The following is an 18,831-nucleotide window of genomic DNA, read 5'->3' as shown; positions in this document are numbered from 1 at the left end:
CAAGAAACTCTCTTCTCACCGACCCAGCTTTCGTCAATAGCCGAACGGAAACCCTTAAAAAACCAAGCATGGGTCTTCTAAGGATGCTCACACCCATAGGGGGAGGTGAAAACTTTGGAGGAAGAATGGGAAGAAGAAGGCGAAGAAGAAGGAGTTGACGACGAAGAATGGGAAGAAGAAGAATGGTAGCCGCAATGCAAAGCGCAAGTTTTTCTTACTATTGTTTTGAACATATGTCCTTATTATTCGATCGATTTCTTCATTTTGTAACGCAAGTTTATAACCAGCTCTCTCTATTGATTTTTGTTTCATCGTAAGAGTTGGAGCATCAGCAGCCCCATGGTTCGAGTCGCCGTTCTAGATGAGGACAAATGCCAGCCGAAACGTTGTGGCAAAGTATGCTATCGATTTTGTCCGCCAGTACGCAGCAAAATAGAAGCAATACGGTTTGAGGGTGACAAACCCATTGTTGTGGAATCTCTCTGCGTTGGTTGTGGTATATGCGTCCGAAAATGCCCTTTCAAAGCCTTATCAGTCGTCAACTTACCAGACGAACTCGAAGGCGAATGCAGCCATCGCTTCGGAGCCAACACATTCAAACTCTTTCGCCTACCGCTTCCCTCCCCTAGTGGCGTGCTCGGGCTGTTAGGTCAGAACGGCATCGGCAAGAGCACCGCCCTTAAAATTCTTTCGGGCGAAATCAAGTTAAACCTTGGGAAGTACGAGCAGCCCCCTAAATGGCCTGAGATCATCCAACATTTCAGAGGTTCAACCCTACAGGACTACTTGCTGAGATTAAGCCAGAAACAGTTGCGAGTGGTTTCAAAACCGCAGTACGTTGACAAGTTGCCTCAAGCTATTTCAGGCGAAGTAGGCGAACTGCTCAGAAGAGTTGATGAACGAGGCGTTTTCAAGACGTTGACCGAACAGCTCCAATTAAGCAGCATTCTAGACCGTACACTAGATGTGCTCAGCGGCGGCGAACTGCAACGCGTCGCTATCGCCGCGTCAATCAGCCGCAACGCCGATGTCTATCTTTTCGACGAACCCTCAAGCTACCTAGACGTGCAACAACGCTTGCAGGCAGCCCGAGTGATACGTGGCCTTAAGGATGAAGGCAAAACCGTCATCGTGGCTGAACACGACTTGGCCATACTGGACTACCTTTCCGACTACATATGCGTCTTCTATGGTTGCCCAGCAGTCTACGGCATAGTCAGCCACGTGCATGCGGTGCGCACGGGCATAAACATCTACCTGGAAGGCTTTGTGCCAGACGAAAATGTGCGTTTCCGCAAGGAACCCATAATCTTCCATGTTAAGCCACCTACAGCAGGCTGGGCAGCTGATGAAATCGTGCTGAAATGGGAAGAAATGCAGAAGACATACAGCGGTTTCTCATTGGCTGTCGAAGCTGGAGAAGCTGGCTTGGGCGAAGTAATTGGCATACTAGGTCCAAACGGCATCGGAAAAACCACGTTCGTCAAGCTTCTGGCTGGAATCGAGAAACCCGATATAGGCGTATCTCCGATGCAGAGCGACTCAGCCGTAAGCTACAAGCCGCAGTACATCTCAGCGGAATATCAGGGCACAGTGGAGCAGTTGCTCCGTGGGATGGCAAAAGATGAATTCGGCTCTGGCTGGTACAAAAGCGAGATCATGCAACCCCTAGACTTGGAGCTACTGCTAGAAAGAGATGTTGCTCAACTTAGTGGAGGTGAGCTGCAGAGAGTTGCCATTAGCGCTTGCCTCTCTAAGAAAGCGTTCGTTTACTTGCTTGACGAGCCCAGTGCTTACCTAGACGTGGAAGAAAGGTTAGCCGTGGCTAGAATCATACGACGCGTGGTAGAAACCCGAAACGCTGTGGCATTCGTGGTCGAGCACGATGTTGTGGCACAGGACTTCATTGCGGATCGACTCATGATATTCAAGGGTGATCCAGGAGTCAAAGGCACAGCTGCAGCACCAACTTCTCTTCGTAAGGGGATGAACCTGTTCCTCAAGGACATGAACATAACCTTCCGCCGAGATCCAGAAACAAAAAGACCCCGAGTCAACAAAGAAGGCTCCAAGATGGATCGCCACCAGAAAAAGGCTAACGAATACTACTATGTTTCTGCAGGCAAAGACTAGGGGCGCTGGGTTCTTCTCAGAGAACTTGAATCGTCCATGCTAGGGAGCCTTTTTGAACTTGATGCTCTGACCTGACAACTCCAGTTCGTAGACTTGGTTCACGTCAAAATCCACGCCCAAGCTCTCATACTCTTGTTCGGTTAAGAATAGGATCAGCTTGGGAAACGTGAATTGTGTTTGTTGAGGAAACATGGGCAGTTGCTGCTGAAGCGCCTGCATTATGTCTTGCGCCATACGGGCTTCATCAGTCTGAGGTCTAATCACCATGCGTGGCATAACCCTATCTTCCAAAAGCTCAATTCGCTTGCCCAAATTGCCTTCCGGGTCTCTTATGGATTCGATGCGTTGAACTCTTACGCGTACCAACACAAATCCCACATTCTACGTCTAGTTACTGAACACGGCGAGAGGTTTTATGCTTTCCCTTGTCTACTCCATTTCAACTGTCGCAGGCGGTTTGGGCGTCACATCATAATAAACCGCTGAAACATTCGAACAAGCACGCAGTATGTTTTCCGCGATGTCATCCAAAGTTTCCCAAGCTATGTCTGACACCTTGGCTGTCAGAAAGTCCGTTGTACTTATAGCTCTCACAGCAATGGCATACGGCTGTTTTTTCGGTTTCTCACGGATCAGGTAGAAGAACCTAGTAAAGGAAACATTGTTGGTCAAAATTATGTTCTGTAACTCGTTCAAGTTCGAAACTGGTGACTGATGGATGCTTCCTCCAGCATCGAGTACTTTCACGGTGGCTACTTCACCGTACACTCTGTTGCCATCTCTCAAGCCCGTCGCCTTGTCCTCAAAAACAGTCACTTGAACTTGCCCTTTTGGCACTTTGAAAAACTCCGCCGCCTGCCCTTGCATCTGCAGTAGCTGAGAATCATGAGATGCGTCCTCGACATTATCTAATATAACCGCGAAATACTGGCTTGGCGCGTAGGGTGCTAGTTTCTCCTCAGCTATAGCTGTCGCCACCTTCACAGCATCCAGCTTGTCTCTTCTGATCTCACCCACAACACGAACTGACAGCCCTGGGCCAGGAAACGGTTGCCTTTCAGCGATTTCACGTGGCAAGCCGAGAAAACGGGCTACGTCTCGAACTTGACCCTTGAACAGGGTGGCCAGCGGCTCGACAATGAGAAAGCCGTAGCGCTCCCTAGGGTTGATGCCTATTTGTGAAAGAACATTGTGTTGGGTCTTGACGCCTCCAGCAGTCTCAATGATGTCAGCCAGAATAGTGCCCTGCACCAAATAGCTAATCCCTTCGCGCTGCGCTGCCTCGCTCAGAACACGGTAAAAAGTTTCTCTGAACACTTTCCTCTTTTCTTCGGCGTCTCGCAATTCACGCATTTCTTCCAGAAAGCGCTCTTGCACGTTAAGGATCTTGATCGGCAGACTGAGCGGAGGTTGAGATAATAGTGCGGCGACTCTCTCAGGCTCACCAATGCGCATGAAGGCGTCGTCCAGCATGGCGCAGAGCAGGTTGTTTCCAATTGCGCCGTGCACAAGGGCGGCGCACGTGCAACTGTCCACCCCGCCGGAAACTGCGATGAGTGCTCGTTCGCTCCCCAAAACGTTTCTTATCTGCTCCACTTGTTTTTCAACAAACTCTTCAGGATCGAATTTTGCTTTTAACTCTGACATAATTTTGACAGCTTCCTCTCAGATCATCTGGTTCAGGGTTTCTCTGCTTATGTACATGCCTCCATTAGGCATTTTCTTGATGCCCACGGCAGCATAAAAGACTTCGAAAGACACGGGCTTGTCAAGTTCTTCTAGGTTTCGGAAGCGTATCATGGAGACGCTTTCTCTGCCAGCGACAAACGTGTCATATTCCTCCTTGTTCTCAAAAACTGTTTCAGCGCCGTAAAGGTTCCACAACTCATCTTGTGATCCCGTAATTCTCTCCACGAACTCACCGAAGCCCCTGATGTGTCTAGCGGGGGACTTGATGTAGAATAGTAGCTTACTTGTCTCTTTGGGACCAACCTTTCCCCGACGCACAAACGAGTGAACCGAATTACCCCGCTTGTTTATGGTGCACCTGCGAGACCACCACTTCTCATCTTCAACAAGAATGTAGGCGTAGTGTTCCTCAGTCATCTTGGACACCGAAGCGAAGAGTTAAGCCTTAGATTACTAATCTCAGCCTTAAAATAATTAACTAAAGTATATGAGTTGCCAAATGGCAAAGGAAGACGGGAACTGAGATGCGCTTGGATTACCACATGCACACAGCGTTTTCAGATGGCAACAGCGAAATGGCCCGATACGTTGACGGAGCAGCTAAAAAGGGAATCAACGAAATCGGCTTCTCAGACCACTTTCACTTGCGCAAAGAGGCATGGTCTATGGATCCTAAACGACTGAACAACTATGTTGAGGCCATCGGCAGTTTCAAACAGACCTCGCCGATTCCTGTCAAAACGGGCTTGGAAGTGGAATTTGTCCCTGACAGGGTGGAGACTCTGATGCAGGCGATTCGTCATTTTGACTTCGATTATCTCATGGGTTCCGTACACTACATCGGAGACTGGTTGATTGACAGTAAATCCGCCATGGAGGAATGGGTTAGAAGAGATGTTGACCAAGTTTATGAGCAATACTTTGACTTGGTTCAAACCATGGCGAGGACGGAATTATTCGATATTGTTGGGCATCTGGACTTGGTCAAAATTTTCAACTTCCGACCAAGAAATGACCTCGACGACCTTCTGCTTGAAACCGTGCAAACGATAAGCAAGAGCGGCATGTGTATCGAAATCAACACTAGTGGATTAAGAAAGCCTTGTCGCGAAATTTATCCGAGCGAGAAGCTGCTGAAAATGTGCTTTGACAACGGTTTGCCTATTACATTCGGCTCGGACGCTCATTTACCAGAGGATGTTGGAGCTGATTTCGACAAAGCCGTTGATCTGGTGACGAGAGTTGGCTACGACGAAATAGTCAGGTTCACCCGAAGAAGACGAGAATTTGTTCAATTTTGATCTGGAGGTTTGAGCATTTCTGCCGCAAATTTCGCGGTCATCGTGCTAAGCTTTTGTTGCGTTCCTGAAAAGGAATCCTCGTTAACCTTGGTTCAGCGTCCCTTGGTTTCCATTCTTTTCTTCAGTTAAGGTTTTTGTGTTCGGAGCGTTCTAGGAATGTGAGTGCGAGTGGCCCGGGTCCTAATATGAACCAAGAAGAAGCTAAGAACGTTGTGGAACTGCTGAAGCATTACGGCGAAAGTCGAAACCAGACCGTGAGCGTAGCAGACAGCGCGATACGCGGTTTCAAAGGTGAATTGCGGTCAACTCAGAAACTGTGGAAACAGGGAAATAAGTCGTTCTTGATTAAAGCTGGCTTGGCGATGATTGCTTTTCCAGATCCTACGATAAGCGATGTCGTAGGTTCAGCTATGATTGCGGCGGGTTTGATTCAGCTGAAAATGCGGAATTCAGCGTTGCATGTTGACGATGTGTTCAAGACTTTTCCGAAAGTGGTCAAAGAGTTGGGCACAATAAAGGGACATGTGATCTGAGCGGGAGCGCAAGTTCTATAACAGCTACCTCGCCATAATATGCTGCAAACATGCCCAAATAACGCAGAATAGGTGAGTGCAAGATTGAAACTAGTTACAGTTCTGTTACCCGAAGCCTATCTTGAAGGCTTAGACGAGCTCGTCCGATCAAACATGTATCCAAGCAGAAGCTCCGCAATTCGCTCAGCTGTTAGAGACATGCTGAAGAAAGAGCTCTGGCAAAGAGGACGAGAAGAATAAGCGGGCACGAATTTACTGCGCTTCCACTTTTCTAGTTTTCAAGCTTCCACGCCTCATCTCTGATTCGCTCGGCAGTTTTCGTTGGGTCCTTTGCATCAACGATGGCTCTACCCACAATGAGATATCGCGCTCCAGCCTTTGCCGCTGCTACTGCATCTCCTCCTTGAGCGCCTATGCCCGGCGAGTATATCGGTACTCTGTCCTTTAGTACAGCGTGAATTTCACGGATTTTGTCTGGAAATGTAGCTCCTACCACGGCGCCGTCAGCCTTCCATCTTAACGCTTTTTCCGCGAAAACCCTGTACTGTGGAACTAACTGGTTAGTGTTTGGGTCTTGCACCATTTGCCCGTAACCTTCAGTGGCGCCCTTGTGGCTCATGTAAACTAGCAGAATGACGCCCCGCTTCATTTTTTGGGCAACTTCAAACACAGGTTGCATTCCTTCTTCCCAACCAACGAATGGACTCGCGATTACAGCGTCGAAGCCCGCTTTGAAATAGTACTCAGCGATGGCGAGGTTTGTATTCCCAATGTCGTTTATCTTTGCGTCCATGATGGCTGGTAGCCTCAGATCGTGCGCCCTTTCGACGATTTCCTTCACGCCGTCAAACAAGCCAAGCGGCAAAACGGCTTGCCTGTTCAGCTTCAGCGCACACAGATGCTGATGTGTTAAATCAAGGATCCGAAGGCTTCTCGCCATGAGGCGCCGAGGAGTGTCAGAGGGAAGATCCAATGCAAGAACTATGTTTGACCTGTGCTTTTCTGCCGACCTCTCCATTTCTTGCCTAAACAAGTTTGCACCTTTTCAGCAATTGTTGTGCAGCTTTAAAAACACTTATGATTGACCGCTTTGAACCTGCACGGTCTAAAGGCAGTTTTATATGTTACGTTCATGATTAAGTTTCGGCATCTTTTAGGGGGATACACTCGCAAGTTGTCCGTGTCTCCAAGTGTCCGCATGGTGCTGGCACGTCGAATTGCAGGTGAGATTATTCTGTCAAGGAAGCCTGGCGCCACAATGAGAAAGTGGCGTGAACTGTTTTCTGTCTCGCAAATGCGATTATCTGAGAAAATGGTTCTTTCTTCGCCGTCGGTTATCAGCGATTATGAGAGTGGGCGTCGTAAGAGCCCTGGCACACGCTTTGTGAGGCGATTTGTGTGGGCTTTGCTGGTGATCGATGAGGAAAAAGGTGGAAGATACATTCGTGAATTGGCACGGTTGACGAGTTCGCCGACAACTCCTATTCTCGACTTGCGCGAGTTTCCAATTCCTGTGCGCACTGAGCTATTCTGCAAGGCTGTGCTCGGCGAAGTGTTAACCTGCAAAGAAGAAGCTCAAAGCGAAATTCTAGGCTATACTGTTGTGGACAGCCTGAAGGCGATGGAAACGTTGTCAGGATGGGAGTTCTTCACCATTTTTGGAAGCACCACCGAACGCGCTTTAGTGTTCACGAACGTGCATAGGGAGCTGTCGCCCATGTTGGCTGTAAGGATCAGCCCCCTGAAACCGCGGCTAGTGGTTTTCCACGGCGCCGAACCCGACGAGCTGGCAGCAAAACTCTCTGAGTACGACCGCATTCCTCTGGTTTATTCTTTGGCGCCAAGCGTTGAATACTTGATCAGGTCTTTGCGTCGGCTTTATCGCATTGCTCTACGCATGAAGTTCGGCAAGCCCGTCAGAGTGCCGCCCAAAGTCACAGCCTAATCTGGCCAGTACGCTATGGAATTGAACGTATCTTTGAAATGTACAAGTGAAGCAAGTATATGGCGGCGAAGATGGTGAGTGCCACCTCAAACTGAAGGATAACAGGGTTGTTTTCAATGCCCATGAAGTAGCCTTGCTGCAAGATGTCTTTAAAAACTAGGATCTGCAGAAACACGGCGCCGCCTAAACAACTCAAACCTAAACTGTGAAAAGCTAGGCGTAAACGGGCAAAGTGGCCGTTGAGTTTGAGCTTCGCCAACGTCAATCAGCATTATCTTCTACCTTAGGTTGAATAGTTATCGTTTATGAAAACGGACTCTGAATGCAGGTTTAGTCTTATTGTTCTAGCTTGTTTCTAGCGAGGTCGGTTGATACGGCTGAGAACAAAGCCCATAAGTCAACTATGCAAAGTAATAGTATCGTTGTCCCTGTCTTCGAGTGGTTCTGGCATGGAAACTGAGAAACCTGAAGACAAAGTCGTCCATGTCCCTCAGGAGTTCAGGATAGAGTCTTTCCAATGGCTCAAAGACAAGATGGGTGTTCAAGAAAGTTCAGTTGAAAGACTATCTCTGCCAAGAATCATAAACGCCACGAAAAAACATGCTCCACATACCCTGAAGAGAGTTGAAGAATACTACGTCCAAGTCGGATGGCTCTTGGCTGCGGCTGAGCTTGCGAAGCAATTGCCGTCGGTTGAAGCGTTAGAAAGAGCTGAACGATACTACGCGAAAAGTTGTTTTTACCGTTCAGCTGCAGAAGTTGCCGAGAAGATAGGAACGCCGGAAGCATTGAAAAGAGCAAAAGAATACCGGAAGACAACCTGTTGATTCCACTTGGTGCAGAGCAGGCACCGCATTGCTCTCATTACCGCTGTTTCACTGATTTGATAATGAAAATATGGTCAGGATAGGAAAAAGGATAAGCTACGGCAACTCAACTTGGTTTATCAAACTCAGATCTGATAGGTCGTTCATTCTTATCCTTTTGTTAGAAACTGTGTAAAGCACATTTTCGACGTAAAGCTCTCTCACCACAAAAAAGCGTTCATCGTACTGATAGACGACAGAGTCTCTGTGAGTGACTGTGCCTCTCATGACTAGACCATCTGTCACGGTTATTTTGAAAACGTATGCGCCTTGCCAAAACGAGTAGTCCATATTATTCACTGAGACTGGGAGCACCAGTAACTCCTTCGTCTTATCCAAGAGAAAGGCCTTGTGCTCAGTCAAAACGAGCGTATCGGACGAGACGCCTTCAAAAAGGTACTTGTCTATCTCAGTTGGCGTGCTTACGTTGGCTACGTTGAAAAGCGAAATTTTCACATTAGTTCCGTCCTTGCCTATGCCTATTAGATGATTGTCATCGTACGGGTGCAGGTACCGTGTGAAACCCGGGATTTTGAGATAGCCCAGGATTTGTGGACTGCTTGCGTTTCCGACATCTACTACAAAAAAGGGATCTCTCTGAACGACCGAGGTTGAAAGATAGGCGCGATTGCCGATAAATCGAGCCGAATCCAAGGTTTCGTCGGGTGCAATGTTCTCTAGTCTGCCAACGATGCTTAGGTCCATGTTCATTATGTAGAGGTTGCTGTGAACAGTTCCATTAGCCCATGTTGCAGTGGCTATTCGGAAGTAGCTATCATACTCGTCCATTGAGAACTGATTGAGCTCGCGGCCCGGCACTTTGCCATGAGCCTCAACCACCAGAGCATCTTGCTCCACGCTTATTCGGTAGATTGATGTTTGAGCGTCTGCTTCTGGAAACGTTATGTAAACGTTGTCAAGAGAAACGTACATGCTGCTTGTGCCCCCGAGCATAAGTGTCCTGTACGTCGGCTCTTCTTCAACTCGGTGTATGTTCATTGCGGCAACTGTCGTGAACAGATAGTAGTTGTCTGACGCGTTGGCGTGGTAGATTTCTGAAGGGCTTATTTCCTTCACTTCGTCGTCTGCGTAAACCTTTGGAAGAACAACAGTGTCGTAAATCACATAGGCTGGCTGGCTGACAACGAAATATACGTAGTCGCCTATCATTCTTGAGTGGAAATAGCTGCCAGTTATCGTGAAGTTTCCTAGCAATACAGGTTGCGTCTTTTCAGAAATATCGTATACGCTCGCTGAGGTTTTGATGTCTATTACGACGGGTTCATAATACTGCCTTGATGAAACGGTGTAGTGGCTACCCAGAACCACTAGCTTGTCCTGACTCACGAATATACCCACAGGATAAGTGTCGTTGAAAGTCATCTTGGAGAGCACTTGGGCTTCTTCGGGTGGATAAGCCTTCACAATTGTGACGTTGTTCCCTGAGATCAGGTAGAGGTGCTCCCCATCGGTCTTAACGATGTCCGCTTCATCAACCCCTGCAACCTGAATATTCGTGGTCGAATGTTCGAATTTGAAGCTCTCTCCTTGCTGAGCAACATCGAAGGACACTAGCGCGCGTGTGGTCAACGTGTTGACGTCGGAGGGACTGTAAAATGGGAACACTCCTCGAGTCTTGGAATTGGCCAGTAGGAAGGTTCTCAGCTCTTCATGAGATGAAAAAGTTGGCAGAAGTTGCCCAACTTGAACGGGTTGATAGGGTTCAAGTGGATAAATCGAAAAGTTGTAGGCAAAAGCGCCCAGAACTATAGCTGAGAGAACCGCGACGAATGCATAGAGCGCTGCGCGTTTCCTAATTTCCTTCTCCATCTTCAGGTCGCCTAATCAACATCAAGTGATTATTGTATTTTATCCTAATCGTTAGTACGATCTCAACCAGAAACTAGAACGGTTTTAGCGACCACACTCGGATGGCTTCATACCAAAAAATGGCTGAAACAACGGCTCCAAAAGCAAGGACAAACAGGTTCTCTTGCACATAAGCTTGTCTAAGCAACAGAAGATAGATCATGTAGGAAGCTGTTGAGAAAACAGCGTAGAAGAAATACCTCGGAAAGAGAAGTTTACCCAGCTTGACAAAATGCCGAAGTACTCCGATTTTGACCTCGCCTACCAAAGCGTAGTTTCCGTCAGAATGTTGTTTTTGCACCAGACCGAGTTCACGCAACTGCTCAAGGTGGTGATTGGCCACGCTTGGACTACTGAAGTTTAACGCTCTCTGAACCTCTCGAACACTCATTGGGCGACCAGTTTTCAGGAGTAGCCAATAGACTTTCCAAGCTTTACCGCGAAGCGCATATTCAAGGTTAACCTCATCTTCAAGGCTCAATAGTAGCCACGCTTCACCAAATCAAGTCTAAGGTATTAGTCTTATAAGTCCAATTTCTGGAACAGGCGCAAGGACGCCCCCGGGTTTACATGGGCAAGGACTGAAAGGCTTTCATTCAATTAAAGTGGTTCATTAGGTAGCCCCCGAAGCCTATTGCCCACAGAATAATCGGGTACGCAATCATTCTCTCCATGCCTCCAATCCCAAGTCCCAAGTCGTTCCTTGTCGCAAAGAGAATCAAAGCTAGAAGCGACATGACGCCCATCAGAACCGAAAAATAACGAATGGGCGATTTCTGAATCATGTACGCTGCGATTGCTGAAACCGCTCCGAAGAAAAAGGCTACAAAAGAGAAAATGCCATGCAGCGGAGGAACATTTTCAGGAAACAGTCCGACGCCTATAGCGCCTACGCCAGCTAGCGCCACTAGTGAACTTAACAACAGATTCTTGAATATACGCCGGATGTAAAATGAAGCTGCGACGATTGTTAAGCCAAAGACAGAGACAGATAAGTTGAATATGATTGCGCTTGGTCCCACACCCAAATCACTAATGTAGTTCAATGAGACGCTGTAGCCTGGATACAATGCTTCTGCAATAATCATTGCGACAAGAAACTGCGCCCCACCAACAAACACAAGCGCGCCAGCAAACTTTCGCTCAAAGAGTTCCATAAACTGAAACTTCGGTTTGTCACACTTAAAACTTGGGATAAACGGATCTGTTCAGACCTCGAACCAAGAACCGCTCATTGATTCTGAAGGTGGATTATGAATTCATAATGGTTAAAGAGCATTTTTGTCGATGATAGTCTGATTTCCAAACAGGACGCGGTCTTGGATGAAAACGAAGTTTAGACTTTACGTCATTTTGACGGTTTTGTTAGTTGGAATGTTCGCGGCAACAAGCAAGATTCTGCTTCCACAGGCGAATGCGACCTATGTGGAGGGATACATTCAACAGGACACTGTCTGGACGTTGACTGATAGCCCGTTCATAGTCATCAATGACGTGGTTGTAAAATCTGGATACACGCTGACTATAGAGCCGAGCGTTGAAGTAAGATTTGGAGGCAACTTCTCGTTAACCGTTGAAGGCATACTCAATGCGATTGGCACGTCAGAAGGAATGATCAAGTTTGTTTCAAATAAAGATCAGCCTCAGCTAGGCGATTGGGGCGCAATTCGGTTCATCAATCAACTTCAAGCTTCAACGATCTCTTACAGCGTGGTTAAAGACGCGACAAACGGAATAGTTGTTGAAAATGGGAATGTCCAAGTACGCGATTGTGAGATAGCAAGTAATTATCAAAGCGGCATTTACCTCACAGGCAATAACATTGGCACAATTGAAGACAACTCAATTCAACTCAACAGGGACGGAATCATTCTAAGCGGCAGCACATCAGGGATGACAATTCGGGATAATCGCATTTCAGCAAATATAGACAACGGAATAGACTTCCAGAATGCCGAGGGTACCTCCATAAGTAGCGTAACCATTTTCAACAATACTCTGTCCTCGAACTCACGGGGAATCAACATTTTCGGCAGCGTTAGTGCAAGTGTAACGCGCAATTCCATTTCATTCAACGATGTTGGAGTCTACTTCGAAAACGCAACAAGCACTGTATCGCCACAGTTCAACGACATATACAACAACATTTACGGCGTGAATGTTACGGCAAGCCAGCCAATAAACATGGAATACAATTACTGGGGTGACTCAACCGGCGCATACCATGCATCATTGAACCCGTATGGTAAAGGCAATCCAGTGCAAAGCAACGGAGAAGACTTGGACTTCATAGAATTCCTAAGCGCACCCAACGGCTACATCAATACTCAACCCACAGCTAGACTGCTAACCGACAAAATCCTAGTTCAACCGAACCAACCAGTCACGTTCATAGGCACTAATTCAAGCGATGACCGACGCGTTGACAAATACTTCTTTGACTTCGGCGACGCTCAGAACACAAGCTGGACAACGCTCTCGATTTTTGATCACAAATATCCATCAACGGGAACATATCAAGCAAACGTCAAAGCTATGGATGACTTCGGCGCCATCAGTACGAACACCGCTATCGTGACAATAACGGTGAGCGCGCTCACGCCACTTGAGGTTACAGTAGACCTAAGTCACTCTCAGATAGTGTCTGAAGGACAAGCTGCAATAACTGCCCGAGCAATGATTGGCGCTTCGCCAGTTTCAGGCGTGAACATAGCGCTGATGTCCATCTTGGGCGGAACAATCACACCACAGAATGGTCTGACGAACTCCACGGGTTATTTCACCGCTTCCTATCAAGCGCCAAGCGTAAATGAGCAGACAAACGTAAGATTGATGGCACGCGCCTACAGAACTGGCAACGCAGACGGCTCATCCCACAAATACTTGGAAGTTGTGCCTCCTCTGTCCGTCGATCTTACAGTCGACCTTGATCTAATTAAATCAGAAGCAAGCATTAACGGAACAATTCACGTTACGTACAATTCAGAAGCAGTTGAAGGTGCAACCGTCGCACTGGCATCAGACAGGGGCGGAAGCTTCACGCCACAGAGTGGAAGCACAGACTCCGAAGGTTGGTTCAAGTTTGGGTACAAGGCTCCTCAGACTTTGACTCAGCAAAACGTTACATTGACAGCGACCGTGACAAAGATCGGTTACTGGGCGGGTTCAGATCAAGTCAAACTGTCCGTCTCTCCAAGAACGTTAAGTGTTGAGGTTACTGCCAACCCAACAACTGTCGATTCAAGAGATAATGCAAGCATGACAGTTCATGTGGCCTCGGATGGAATGCCAGTTGCAAATGCTACCGTCACCGTGTTGTCAGATGTAACAGGTGAGTTCTCTTCAACCACAGGGCTAACTGATGCGAATGGCGACTTTCTGACGGCCTTCACGACGCCTGAGACAGCAACGTTGATTGACATTACCATCAGCGCATCGGCAACTAAGAGCGGTTATGTCGACGGGCAAGGTCAAACTTCACTCGCCGTGAATCCTTCGCAGGAACAAGGAGCCGGCGGGCTGTTCGGGCTGTCTTTGACAACGCTGCTCCTTATCATAATCCCAGTGATAGTCGTGGTTATCGTGGTGGTTCTGATAAAATTCAAAGTGATCGTCTTCAGCCGCGGCGAAGAACCTCAATAACTTCCGTTTTTCTTTCTATTTGGTTTTTTTCGTGACAAGAATGTAGAGGCTTCTGGTTTCAACCAAGCAGTTGATTGACTGTGTCAATGTTCTCTATGAAGTGGACTCCTTTGGGCGTTGTCTTGTAGAGCGTTATTATCTGCTTTTTTCTTATGACAGTATTGTTTTCTAAGAAGCCTTTGTCAACCAGCAACTGAAGGTATGAGTTCATTTGCGAATAGCTCAGTTTGGCCTTGTACATGATGTGTGTCTTGATTCTGCCCTCTCTAGCGGTTTTCAATATTTCTGCAACAATGTCGTGACGATCTCTTCGTTTGCTGTTATTTAGCTCGATAGTAGCCACTGCCTGCCTCATCTCCAAAATATACCATGTGCATGGAGCATATATTACTCTTGAGGAAGATGCTTCTAGAACAATGACCTATATGGAAGCGGCTAGCGCACACCAATTTTCCTCAGCATTTCACATGGTTTACAGATCTCACCCACAGTAGGCTCTCCGCACACTCTGCACGCATGCAAGATAACGGCCTTCTCATAGGACTCCAAGGCGGGTCTAATCCTTTCAATAGACTTTAGCACAGTGAACTTGGTGCCAGCATGCTTCTCCTCAAGGCGGTTAACCATCAATCTTATGTCGTTTCTCATTGCTGTGAGCGCGTAGGGGCAGGGCACGCTTTGGAAGTCAATCTTTTTCAGGTACGCGTAAAAGGCGATTTCCTTCTCAGGCACAGTGCAAAGTGGTTTCACGCGTGGCACAAACATTGGATTCGACTTCTCCAACACGGGTTTAACCCGTGCCAAACGTGGAGCATCGCCGTGCATAATATTCAATAATATAGTTTGAACCTCATCGTCTAAGTTGTGCGCAAGTGCAAGTTTGTCCGCCTTCGCTTGTCGAGCTGCCAGATTTAAGGCTCGCCTTCTCAAGACGCCACAATAGGTGCATGGTGAAAGCGTGTCAGTGTTGCTTCTTCCACGGTCTCTGAGCAAGTTAACTATTTCGTCGAGTTGAACGCCGAACAGCTGTTTGAACGAAGTCAGAGTGTGGTCTACGCCAAGCCTCTGGCAGTTATCGACTGCCAACTTGATTGCTTCATCTCTATAGCCTCGAATTCCCTCGTCCACTGTGACTGCGCAGAGGCTGGCTTTCGGAAACAATTTCTCGAACCTAGCCAGAATGTGCAACAGAGTGACGCTGTCCTTTCCACCTGAGACCGCCACTGCGATTCTATCGTCTGGGTTTAGCATTTTATGTTTGGCTATTGTCGATTTGACTTTGGCTTCAATTGATTCTGTGAAGCATTTGGCGCAGAGTTGTTCACCTGAGTAAACGCGCATGTAGACAGCGTCTTTGCGCCTGCAAAAAGTGCATCTCGCCATCGCAGAATCGCCATGACCTTCGCTAGAACGCTAGCAGTCCATAGCGCCATATGCTGAGAATTATGTTCAATGCGAAAAGCCCAAGTGTGAACGCGCTTAATCCGATACGCAGTTCCTTTTTTCTTTTCCCAACAAATCGTTCAAGTGGATAGTACGCGACTCGTTCGCCGTCAAATGGATACAATGGTAGCATGTTGAAGACTGCGACACTGAACGCGAACACCCATGTCCAGAATAGAGTCCAGTACAAGTTGACGCCAGTGTATTGTTCCAATCCGAGTTTGTTTGGTTGATAGCTTGCGCCGAATCCAGTGTTCAATCCAATAATTGCTCGGCTCTTGTTCTCTGGGTCTGCCGCGGTTGTGATAAACACATCTGTGGCTCTGTTGTCCTTGAGAACGGTAAGAGTCAAATTCGCTCCAGCTTTGACACCTCTCATGTAGCCAGCAAAGTCAGCGTATGTGGCGATCGGCGTGCCGTTGATAGCTTGAATAACGTCCCATCTTTCCAATCCAGCCCGGTCTACCGGTCCATCTGCTATGGTCTCTTGAATCAACAAGCCCGACGGCGCTGCAAACAATCCGGTCAGCAGCATGAGGGTTAGCAAAGCTGTCACCAAGTTTGTTGATGATCCAGCTGAAAGCATTCGTAGCCGAGCGGTCAAAGAGGCTTTTTCAAATTCCTTCTCATCAGGTTCCACGAAAGCGCCAAAAAACACCAGCATTGCAGCGACGCCTGTGGACAGCACTGGGATATTTTCTACACGCGCCATTATGCCGTGAGCAAGTTCATGCGGCAGGATAATCACCACTATGGCGAAGAGGAAAAAAGGTAGCCAATAGAGGCTCAAAGTCAGACCTGGGATGGGTATTGCAACGTAGCCAATGTCGCCCTCTTGGCTGAATCTGAGCAGATTGTTGATGAGGAAGTAGAAGGCGTAGGCCATTAGACCGATAGAGAAGGCTAAGCCCATGTTAGACAGAGTGATCCAGAGTTTTGGCGCTCTCTTAGCCAGTGCGTCTATTGATGAGTTCAGAGCTTTCGACCTATACATGAAGAAAGCCGGTTTGACCTCTAGTCCACGTTTGTCCAGATGAAAAATGTAAGCTACAATGTACAAAATAGTCCAGAAAACAGCTACGCCTACTAGAAATGTTAGTTCAGGCGTCAACGTGAGAGCCATTGCCTTTCTGATTCCTTGAACTGACGTTTCTAGAAATTAACAAGGATATAATACTTAAACATAGTGTTGAAAATAGGTGAGGGTCGAGGCTGAATGGCGCCGATCATAGTGTTTGTGACTACCGCTTCAAAACGCGAAGCACAGCGAATCGTGCAAACCTTACTTGAGCAGCATCTAATAGCGTGCGCTAATATTCTGGGTCCTACAGAGTCTCATTTCTGGTGGCAGGGTAAGATTGCCAGGGCAAAGGAATTCTTGGTGATAATGAAGTCGGATCAGAAACTTTTTCTTAAACTTTCAAAAGCCGTCAAGGAAGCGCACAGCTACGACGTGCCTGAAATCGTGGCGGTGCCGATTGAGGCAGGATTTAAGCCCTATTTAGAATGGTTAGATGGTACTCTCGCCAAATCTGGTGAAAGCTGAGCCATGGCGAAGAAGCCAGTTAAACGTGCTGATCGCGTTGAAGTGATCTACGGTAAGGAGAGATGGAGACTGCTTCACGAACAGAGGCAAAAGACTATGGACATTATGATGCCCATTGAGAAAGCAAACTTGGCATGCATTACACATGGAAGCATTGCGAGAGGCGACGTTTCCGAAACCAGTGATATTGATGTCTTCGTCTCCGATCCTTCCAGTTCATTCGTGATCGAATCGGCACTTGAACGCGTTGGAATAACAGTCAATCGACGTTTTCTTGTGCAGGCAACTCCCTCTTATGCTGCGAAAGGCTACATTGAACTCGACCCGAAAAGCGTTATATCTTTTCCATTGATGAAGCTGCGCTCCGTAGAACGCGACTTGTATCAGTTTAGCGGTCAAGCCACGTTCCAAATGCTCAGAGACAATAGCCGAGTCAAAGGCGTCGATAAGCGGCTTGTGCTGATTGAACCTACAGCAAAAGGACATATTGAAGATAGTATTGTTGGCAAAGAGGAAACGGTGGCAAAGCTGCTCGATATTTCAGTTGACACGGTGCTTGACCGAGTACACGCATTACTGCGTCGAGACAAGGTGGGCAGAACAGGAGTCTTCATTAAGCGCGAGCTTGCTCCGACGGAAACCTACGAAATGGTGCTGAAGCAGTTAGCAGATGAGAATCCAGCTGTTCGGAGGCGACTCAGGCTATTTGGCTACTAAATCAGTTTTGCGGCTTAAGGTCTAACCACTTATTGGATATCTGAGAAGCGCAGCGACCCCGCCGAGTCCTTTTAGTTTGTGACCCGCTTCGTGTTCCGTACTAACAACTGTAATTTGTCCTGCTTTCTCCTCTACTTCGCGCATTATTTTTTCCAGTTCTAGTCGTTTTTCATCTGGCGAGTCACGAAGCAGAACGTCAGCTATCAACAGTCTCTCAACTGCGCCGTATTGAGTTGCCTTGGTTACTTCGTCCAGTCCGTAGGTTACGTCCGATTTTCCCTTCCCAAGTCGTGCCAGCACTTCTTCAACATGCTTTGTTTCTTCAGCCATCCTGGCGCCCTTCAGGGTCTTCGTCAACACGCCTGACCGAATCGCCTCGTTGATGCCTGTTAAACCAGGGCTGTTCACGCTCTTGACGTCCACAATGGCAGATGCTATGTCCTTGTCCTTGTCCTTAACATAGGTAACGAAGCTGTTCTTCACAAAGCCAAGTCCCAAAACAACTATGGGACACTTGATGCTTTCCCAAGCCTTACGAGTCAGACTTAAGGCATCCTTAAAATAGGCTTTGAAGGCTTCCTCCCGTTTTTCAGGCTCCAATTTGCCTGGCAATCGAATATGTTTCTCTGCTTTAACGTCTAATCCATATTGGCGAAGAAGAGCAACCGCGTATTCTTCATCGTCTATTGAGGCTAGTAAGACAAGAGGAGTTTCAACGTGGCTAGCCTTTTCCAAGCGGTCAACCTGATGCTTCAACCACTTTGCCTTTGTTATGGTCAGAGGCTGATCGACGACAACATTCACGGTGTGATAAGAGCCCCTGCCACCAATGTCTTCTGGAATGTCAATTATGACTCCGCGAATTCGCAGACGGTTAAGGCTTCTGTCCCAAAGAACACTTTCAACATTGATGCCCAAAGAAACTGTGACTCGTCTACCCTCTTGTGGGCGAATGAACTCTCCTTGGACTTTAACTTCCCTGGTAGTGCGGGCGTAGACTTGGTCGCCTGGGTACACGATGTTGTATAGATGCCATAGATCATCGAGGCTTTGCGGCACTATCTTAACGAAGCCTTTCTTAAGGTGCATTTGTAGGATTTTCAAGAGCCCGCCCTCGCCAAGATCAGTCGGCGGCAACACTCTTGTT

21 protein-coding genes are annotated in these 18,831 nt (G+C 47.6%); 9 read left to right on the top strand and 12 right to left on the bottom strand.

All coding sequences use genetic code 11. The annotated features are described in order from the left end of the window. Positions 1 to 339 precede the first annotated feature (339 nt). Complete coding sequence (locus VJ249_04645; protein ID HKZ93856.1) at positions 340 to 2,133, top strand: ribosome biogenesis/translation initiation ATPase RLI; 1,794 nt, start codon at positions 340 to 342, stop codon at positions 2,131 to 2,133. Positions 2,134 to 2,172: 39 nt separating this feature from the next. Here VJ249_04645 and VJ249_04640 read toward each other — a convergent pair whose 3' ends face one another. The 3 genes from VJ249_04640 to VJ249_04630 form a co-directional block, all read right to left on the bottom strand. After that, positions 2,173 to 2,499, bottom strand: a complete 327-nt coding sequence (locus VJ249_04640; GenBank protein HKZ93855.1) for an arcadin 1 — start codon at positions 2,497 to 2,499, stop codon at positions 2,173 to 2,175. A gap of 63 nt (positions 2,500 to 2,562) precedes the next feature. Next, positions 2,563 to 3,780 (bottom strand): ATP-binding protein, encoded by a 1,218-nt coding sequence (locus VJ249_04635; GenBank protein ID HKZ93854.1) that lies wholly within the window; start codon positions 3,778 to 3,780, stop codon positions 2,563 to 2,565. A gap of 18 nt (positions 3,781 to 3,798) precedes the next feature. Then, positions 3,799 to 4,239: a hypothetical protein gene (locus VJ249_04630; GenBank protein HKZ93853.1), complete on the bottom strand. Its 441-nt coding sequence runs from the start codon at positions 4,237 to 4,239 to the stop codon at positions 3,799 to 3,801. 107 nt (positions 4,240 to 4,346) lie between these two features. Here VJ249_04630 and VJ249_04625 point away from each other — a divergent pair, with 107 nt between their 5' ends. The 3 genes from VJ249_04625 to VJ249_04615 all read left to right on the top strand — a co-directional run bounded on the left by VJ249_04625 (position 4,347) and on the right by VJ249_04615 (position 5,896). Further along, positions 4,347 to 5,123, top strand: coding sequence for a histidinol-phosphatase HisJ family protein (locus VJ249_04625; protein ID HKZ93852.1), 777 nt, complete (start codon positions 4,347 to 4,349; stop codon positions 5,121 to 5,123). Between the two features lie 185 nt (positions 5,124 to 5,308). Beyond that, positions 5,309 to 5,656 carry a hypothetical protein gene (locus VJ249_04620; protein ID HKZ93851.1) on the top strand — a complete coding sequence of 116 codons (348 nt, stop codon included), beginning with the start codon at positions 5,309 to 5,311 and terminating at the stop codon, positions 5,654 to 5,656. Between the two features lie 84 nt (positions 5,657 to 5,740). Further along, entirely contained in the window at positions 5,741 to 5,896 is a 156-nt protein-coding gene (locus VJ249_04615; GenBank protein HKZ93850.1) for a ribbon-helix-helix domain-containing protein, read from the top strand. Between the two features lie 31 nt (positions 5,897 to 5,927). Here the strand turns inward: VJ249_04615 and VJ249_04610 are convergent, their stop codons facing one another. Continuing rightward, the gene (locus tag VJ249_04610) at positions 5,928 to 6,689 is read right to left on the bottom strand and encodes an orotidine 5'-phosphate decarboxylase (protein ID HKZ93849.1); all 762 of its coding nucleotides are present in this window, start codon (positions 6,687 to 6,689) and stop codon (positions 5,928 to 5,930) included. A 147-nt stretch (positions 6,690 to 6,836) separates the two neighbouring features. On the opposite strand from VJ249_04610, the gene VJ249_04605 reads away from it, so the two are divergent. Beyond that, positions 6,837 to 7,601 (top strand): transcriptional regulator, encoded by a 765-nt coding sequence (locus VJ249_04605; GenBank protein HKZ93848.1) that lies wholly within the window; start codon positions 6,837 to 6,839, stop codon positions 7,599 to 7,601. A gap of 13 nt (positions 7,602 to 7,614) precedes the next feature. On the opposite strand, the gene VJ249_04600 is transcribed toward VJ249_04605, so the two are convergent. After that, positions 7,615 to 7,866 carry a hypothetical protein gene (locus VJ249_04600; GenBank protein ID HKZ93847.1) on the bottom strand — a complete coding sequence of 84 codons (252 nt, stop codon included), beginning with the start codon at positions 7,864 to 7,866 and terminating at the stop codon, positions 7,615 to 7,617. Between the two features lie 184 nt (positions 7,867 to 8,050). On the opposite strand from VJ249_04600, the gene VJ249_04595 reads away from it, so the two are divergent. Then, positions 8,051 to 8,428, top strand: coding sequence for a hypothetical protein (locus VJ249_04595; GenBank protein HKZ93846.1), 378 nt, complete (start codon positions 8,051 to 8,053; stop codon positions 8,426 to 8,428). Between the two features lie 96 nt (positions 8,429 to 8,524). Here the strand turns inward: VJ249_04595 and VJ249_04590 are convergent, their stop codons facing one another. The 3 genes from VJ249_04590 to VJ249_04580 form a co-directional block, all read right to left on the bottom strand. Then, complete coding sequence (locus VJ249_04590; protein HKZ93845.1) at positions 8,525 to 10,297, bottom strand: beta-propeller domain-containing protein; 1,773 nt, start codon at positions 10,295 to 10,297, stop codon at positions 8,525 to 8,527. A 73-nt stretch (positions 10,298 to 10,370) separates the two neighbouring features. Continuing rightward, positions 10,371 to 10,817, bottom strand: a complete 447-nt coding sequence (locus VJ249_04585) for an ArsR family transcriptional regulator (protein ID HKZ93844.1) — start codon at positions 10,815 to 10,817, stop codon at positions 10,371 to 10,373. Between the two features lie 115 nt (positions 10,818 to 10,932). Continuing rightward, positions 10,933 to 11,493 (bottom strand): DUF998 domain-containing protein, encoded by a 561-nt coding sequence (locus VJ249_04580; protein ID HKZ93843.1) that lies wholly within the window; start codon positions 11,491 to 11,493, stop codon positions 10,933 to 10,935. 166 nt (positions 11,494 to 11,659) lie between these two features. Between VJ249_04580 and VJ249_04575 the strand changes: the two genes are divergently transcribed. Then, the gene (locus tag VJ249_04575; protein ID HKZ93842.1) at positions 11,660 to 13,978 is read left to right on the top strand and encodes a NosD domain-containing protein; all 2,319 of its coding nucleotides are present in this window, start codon (positions 11,660 to 11,662) and stop codon (positions 13,976 to 13,978) included. Between the two features lie 58 nt (positions 13,979 to 14,036). On the opposite strand, the gene VJ249_04570 is transcribed toward VJ249_04575, so the two are convergent. From VJ249_04570 to VJ249_04560, 3 genes are all read right to left on the bottom strand, one after another. Further along, positions 14,037 to 14,333, bottom strand: a complete 297-nt coding sequence (locus VJ249_04570) for a winged helix-turn-helix domain-containing protein (protein HKZ93841.1) — start codon at positions 14,331 to 14,333, stop codon at positions 14,037 to 14,039. Positions 14,334 to 14,413: 80 nt separating this feature from the next. Then, complete coding sequence (locus VJ249_04565) at positions 14,414 to 15,361, bottom strand: TIGR00269 family protein (GenBank protein HKZ93840.1); 948 nt, start codon at positions 15,359 to 15,361, stop codon at positions 14,414 to 14,416. Between the two features lie 22 nt (positions 15,362 to 15,383). Continuing rightward, positions 15,384 to 16,544: a site-2 protease family protein gene (locus VJ249_04560; GenBank protein ID HKZ93839.1), complete on the bottom strand. Its 1,161-nt coding sequence runs from the start codon at positions 16,542 to 16,544 to the stop codon at positions 15,384 to 15,386. 93 nt (positions 16,545 to 16,637) lie between these two features. Here VJ249_04560 and cutA point away from each other — a divergent pair, with 93 nt between their 5' ends. Together cutA and VJ249_04550 are read left to right on the top strand one after the other, a co-directional pair. Next, positions 16,638 to 16,967 carry a divalent-cation tolerance protein CutA gene (gene cutA, locus VJ249_04555; protein ID HKZ93838.1) on the top strand — a complete coding sequence of 110 codons (330 nt, stop codon included), beginning with the start codon at positions 16,638 to 16,640 and terminating at the stop codon, positions 16,965 to 16,967. Positions 16,968 to 16,970: 3 nt separating this feature from the next. Next, positions 16,971 to 17,684, top strand: a complete 714-nt coding sequence (locus VJ249_04550) for a nucleotidyltransferase domain-containing protein (GenBank protein HKZ93837.1) — start codon at positions 16,971 to 16,973, stop codon at positions 17,682 to 17,684. 21 nt (positions 17,685 to 17,705) lie between these two features. On the opposite strand, the gene VJ249_04545 is transcribed toward VJ249_04550, so the two are convergent. Next, positions 17,706 to 18,788 (bottom strand): mRNA surveillance protein pelota, encoded by a 1,083-nt coding sequence (locus VJ249_04545; GenBank protein HKZ93836.1) that lies wholly within the window; start codon positions 18,786 to 18,788, stop codon positions 17,706 to 17,708. Positions 18,789 to 18,831: the final 43 nt, after the last annotated feature.

This window comes from Candidatus Bathyarchaeia archaeon (assembly GCA_035283685.1).
Lineage (GTDB): Archaea > Thermoproteota > Bathyarchaeia > Bathyarchaeales > Bathyarchaeaceae > DATETJ01.
This window is presented reverse-complemented; position numbering and strand designations above follow the sequence as displayed.

What these genes read in the sequence shown, in the direction of transcription:
- VJ249_04595 (HKZ93846.1), top strand. Translation starts at nt 8,051, where the DNA reads ATGGAAACTGAGAAACCTGAAGACAAAGTCGTCCATGTCCCTCAGGAG.
- VJ249_04580 (HKZ93843.1), bottom strand. Translation starts at nt 11,493, where the DNA reads ATGGAACTCTTTGAGCGAAAGTTTGCTGGCGCGCTTGTGTTTGTTGGT.
- VJ249_04645 (HKZ93856.1), top strand. Translation starts at nt 340, where the DNA reads ATGGTTCGAGTCGCCGTTCTAGATGAGGACAAATGCCAGCCGAAACGT.
- VJ249_04635 (HKZ93854.1), bottom strand. Translation starts at nt 3,780, where the DNA reads ATGTCAGAGTTAAAAGCAAAATTCGATCCTGAAGAGTTTGTTGAAAAA.
- cutA (HKZ93838.1), top strand. Translation starts at nt 16,638, where the DNA reads ATGGCGCCGATCATAGTGTTTGTGACTACCGCTTCAAAACGCGAAGCA.
- VJ249_04620 (HKZ93851.1), top strand. Translation starts at nt 5,309, where the DNA reads ATGAACCAAGAAGAAGCTAAGAACGTTGTGGAACTGCTGAAGCATTAC.
- VJ249_04565 (HKZ93840.1), bottom strand. Translation starts at nt 15,361, where the DNA reads ATGGCGAGATGCACTTTTTGCAGGCGCAAAGACGCTGTCTACATGCGC.
- VJ249_04630 (HKZ93853.1), bottom strand. Translation starts at nt 4,239, where the DNA reads ATGACTGAGGAACACTACGCCTACATTCTTGTTGAAGATGAGAAGTGG.
- VJ249_04575 (HKZ93842.1), top strand. Translation starts at nt 11,660, where the DNA reads ATGAAAACGAAGTTTAGACTTTACGTCATTTTGACGGTTTTGTTAGTT.
- VJ249_04560 (HKZ93839.1), bottom strand. Translation starts at nt 16,544, where the DNA reads ATGGCTCTCACGTTGACGCCTGAACTAACATTTCTAGTAGGCGTAGCT.
- VJ249_04550 (HKZ93837.1), top strand. Translation starts at nt 16,971, where the DNA reads ATGGCGAAGAAGCCAGTTAAACGTGCTGATCGCGTTGAAGTGATCTAC.
- VJ249_04570 (HKZ93841.1), bottom strand. Translation starts at nt 14,333, where the DNA reads ATGAGGCAGGCAGTGGCTACTATCGAGCTAAATAACAGCAAACGAAGA.
- VJ249_04590 (HKZ93845.1), bottom strand. Translation starts at nt 10,297, where the DNA reads ATGGAGAAGGAAATTAGGAAACGCGCAGCGCTCTATGCATTCGTCGCG.
- VJ249_04625 (HKZ93852.1), top strand. Translation starts at nt 4,347, where the DNA reads ATGCGCTTGGATTACCACATGCACACAGCGTTTTCAGATGGCAACAGC.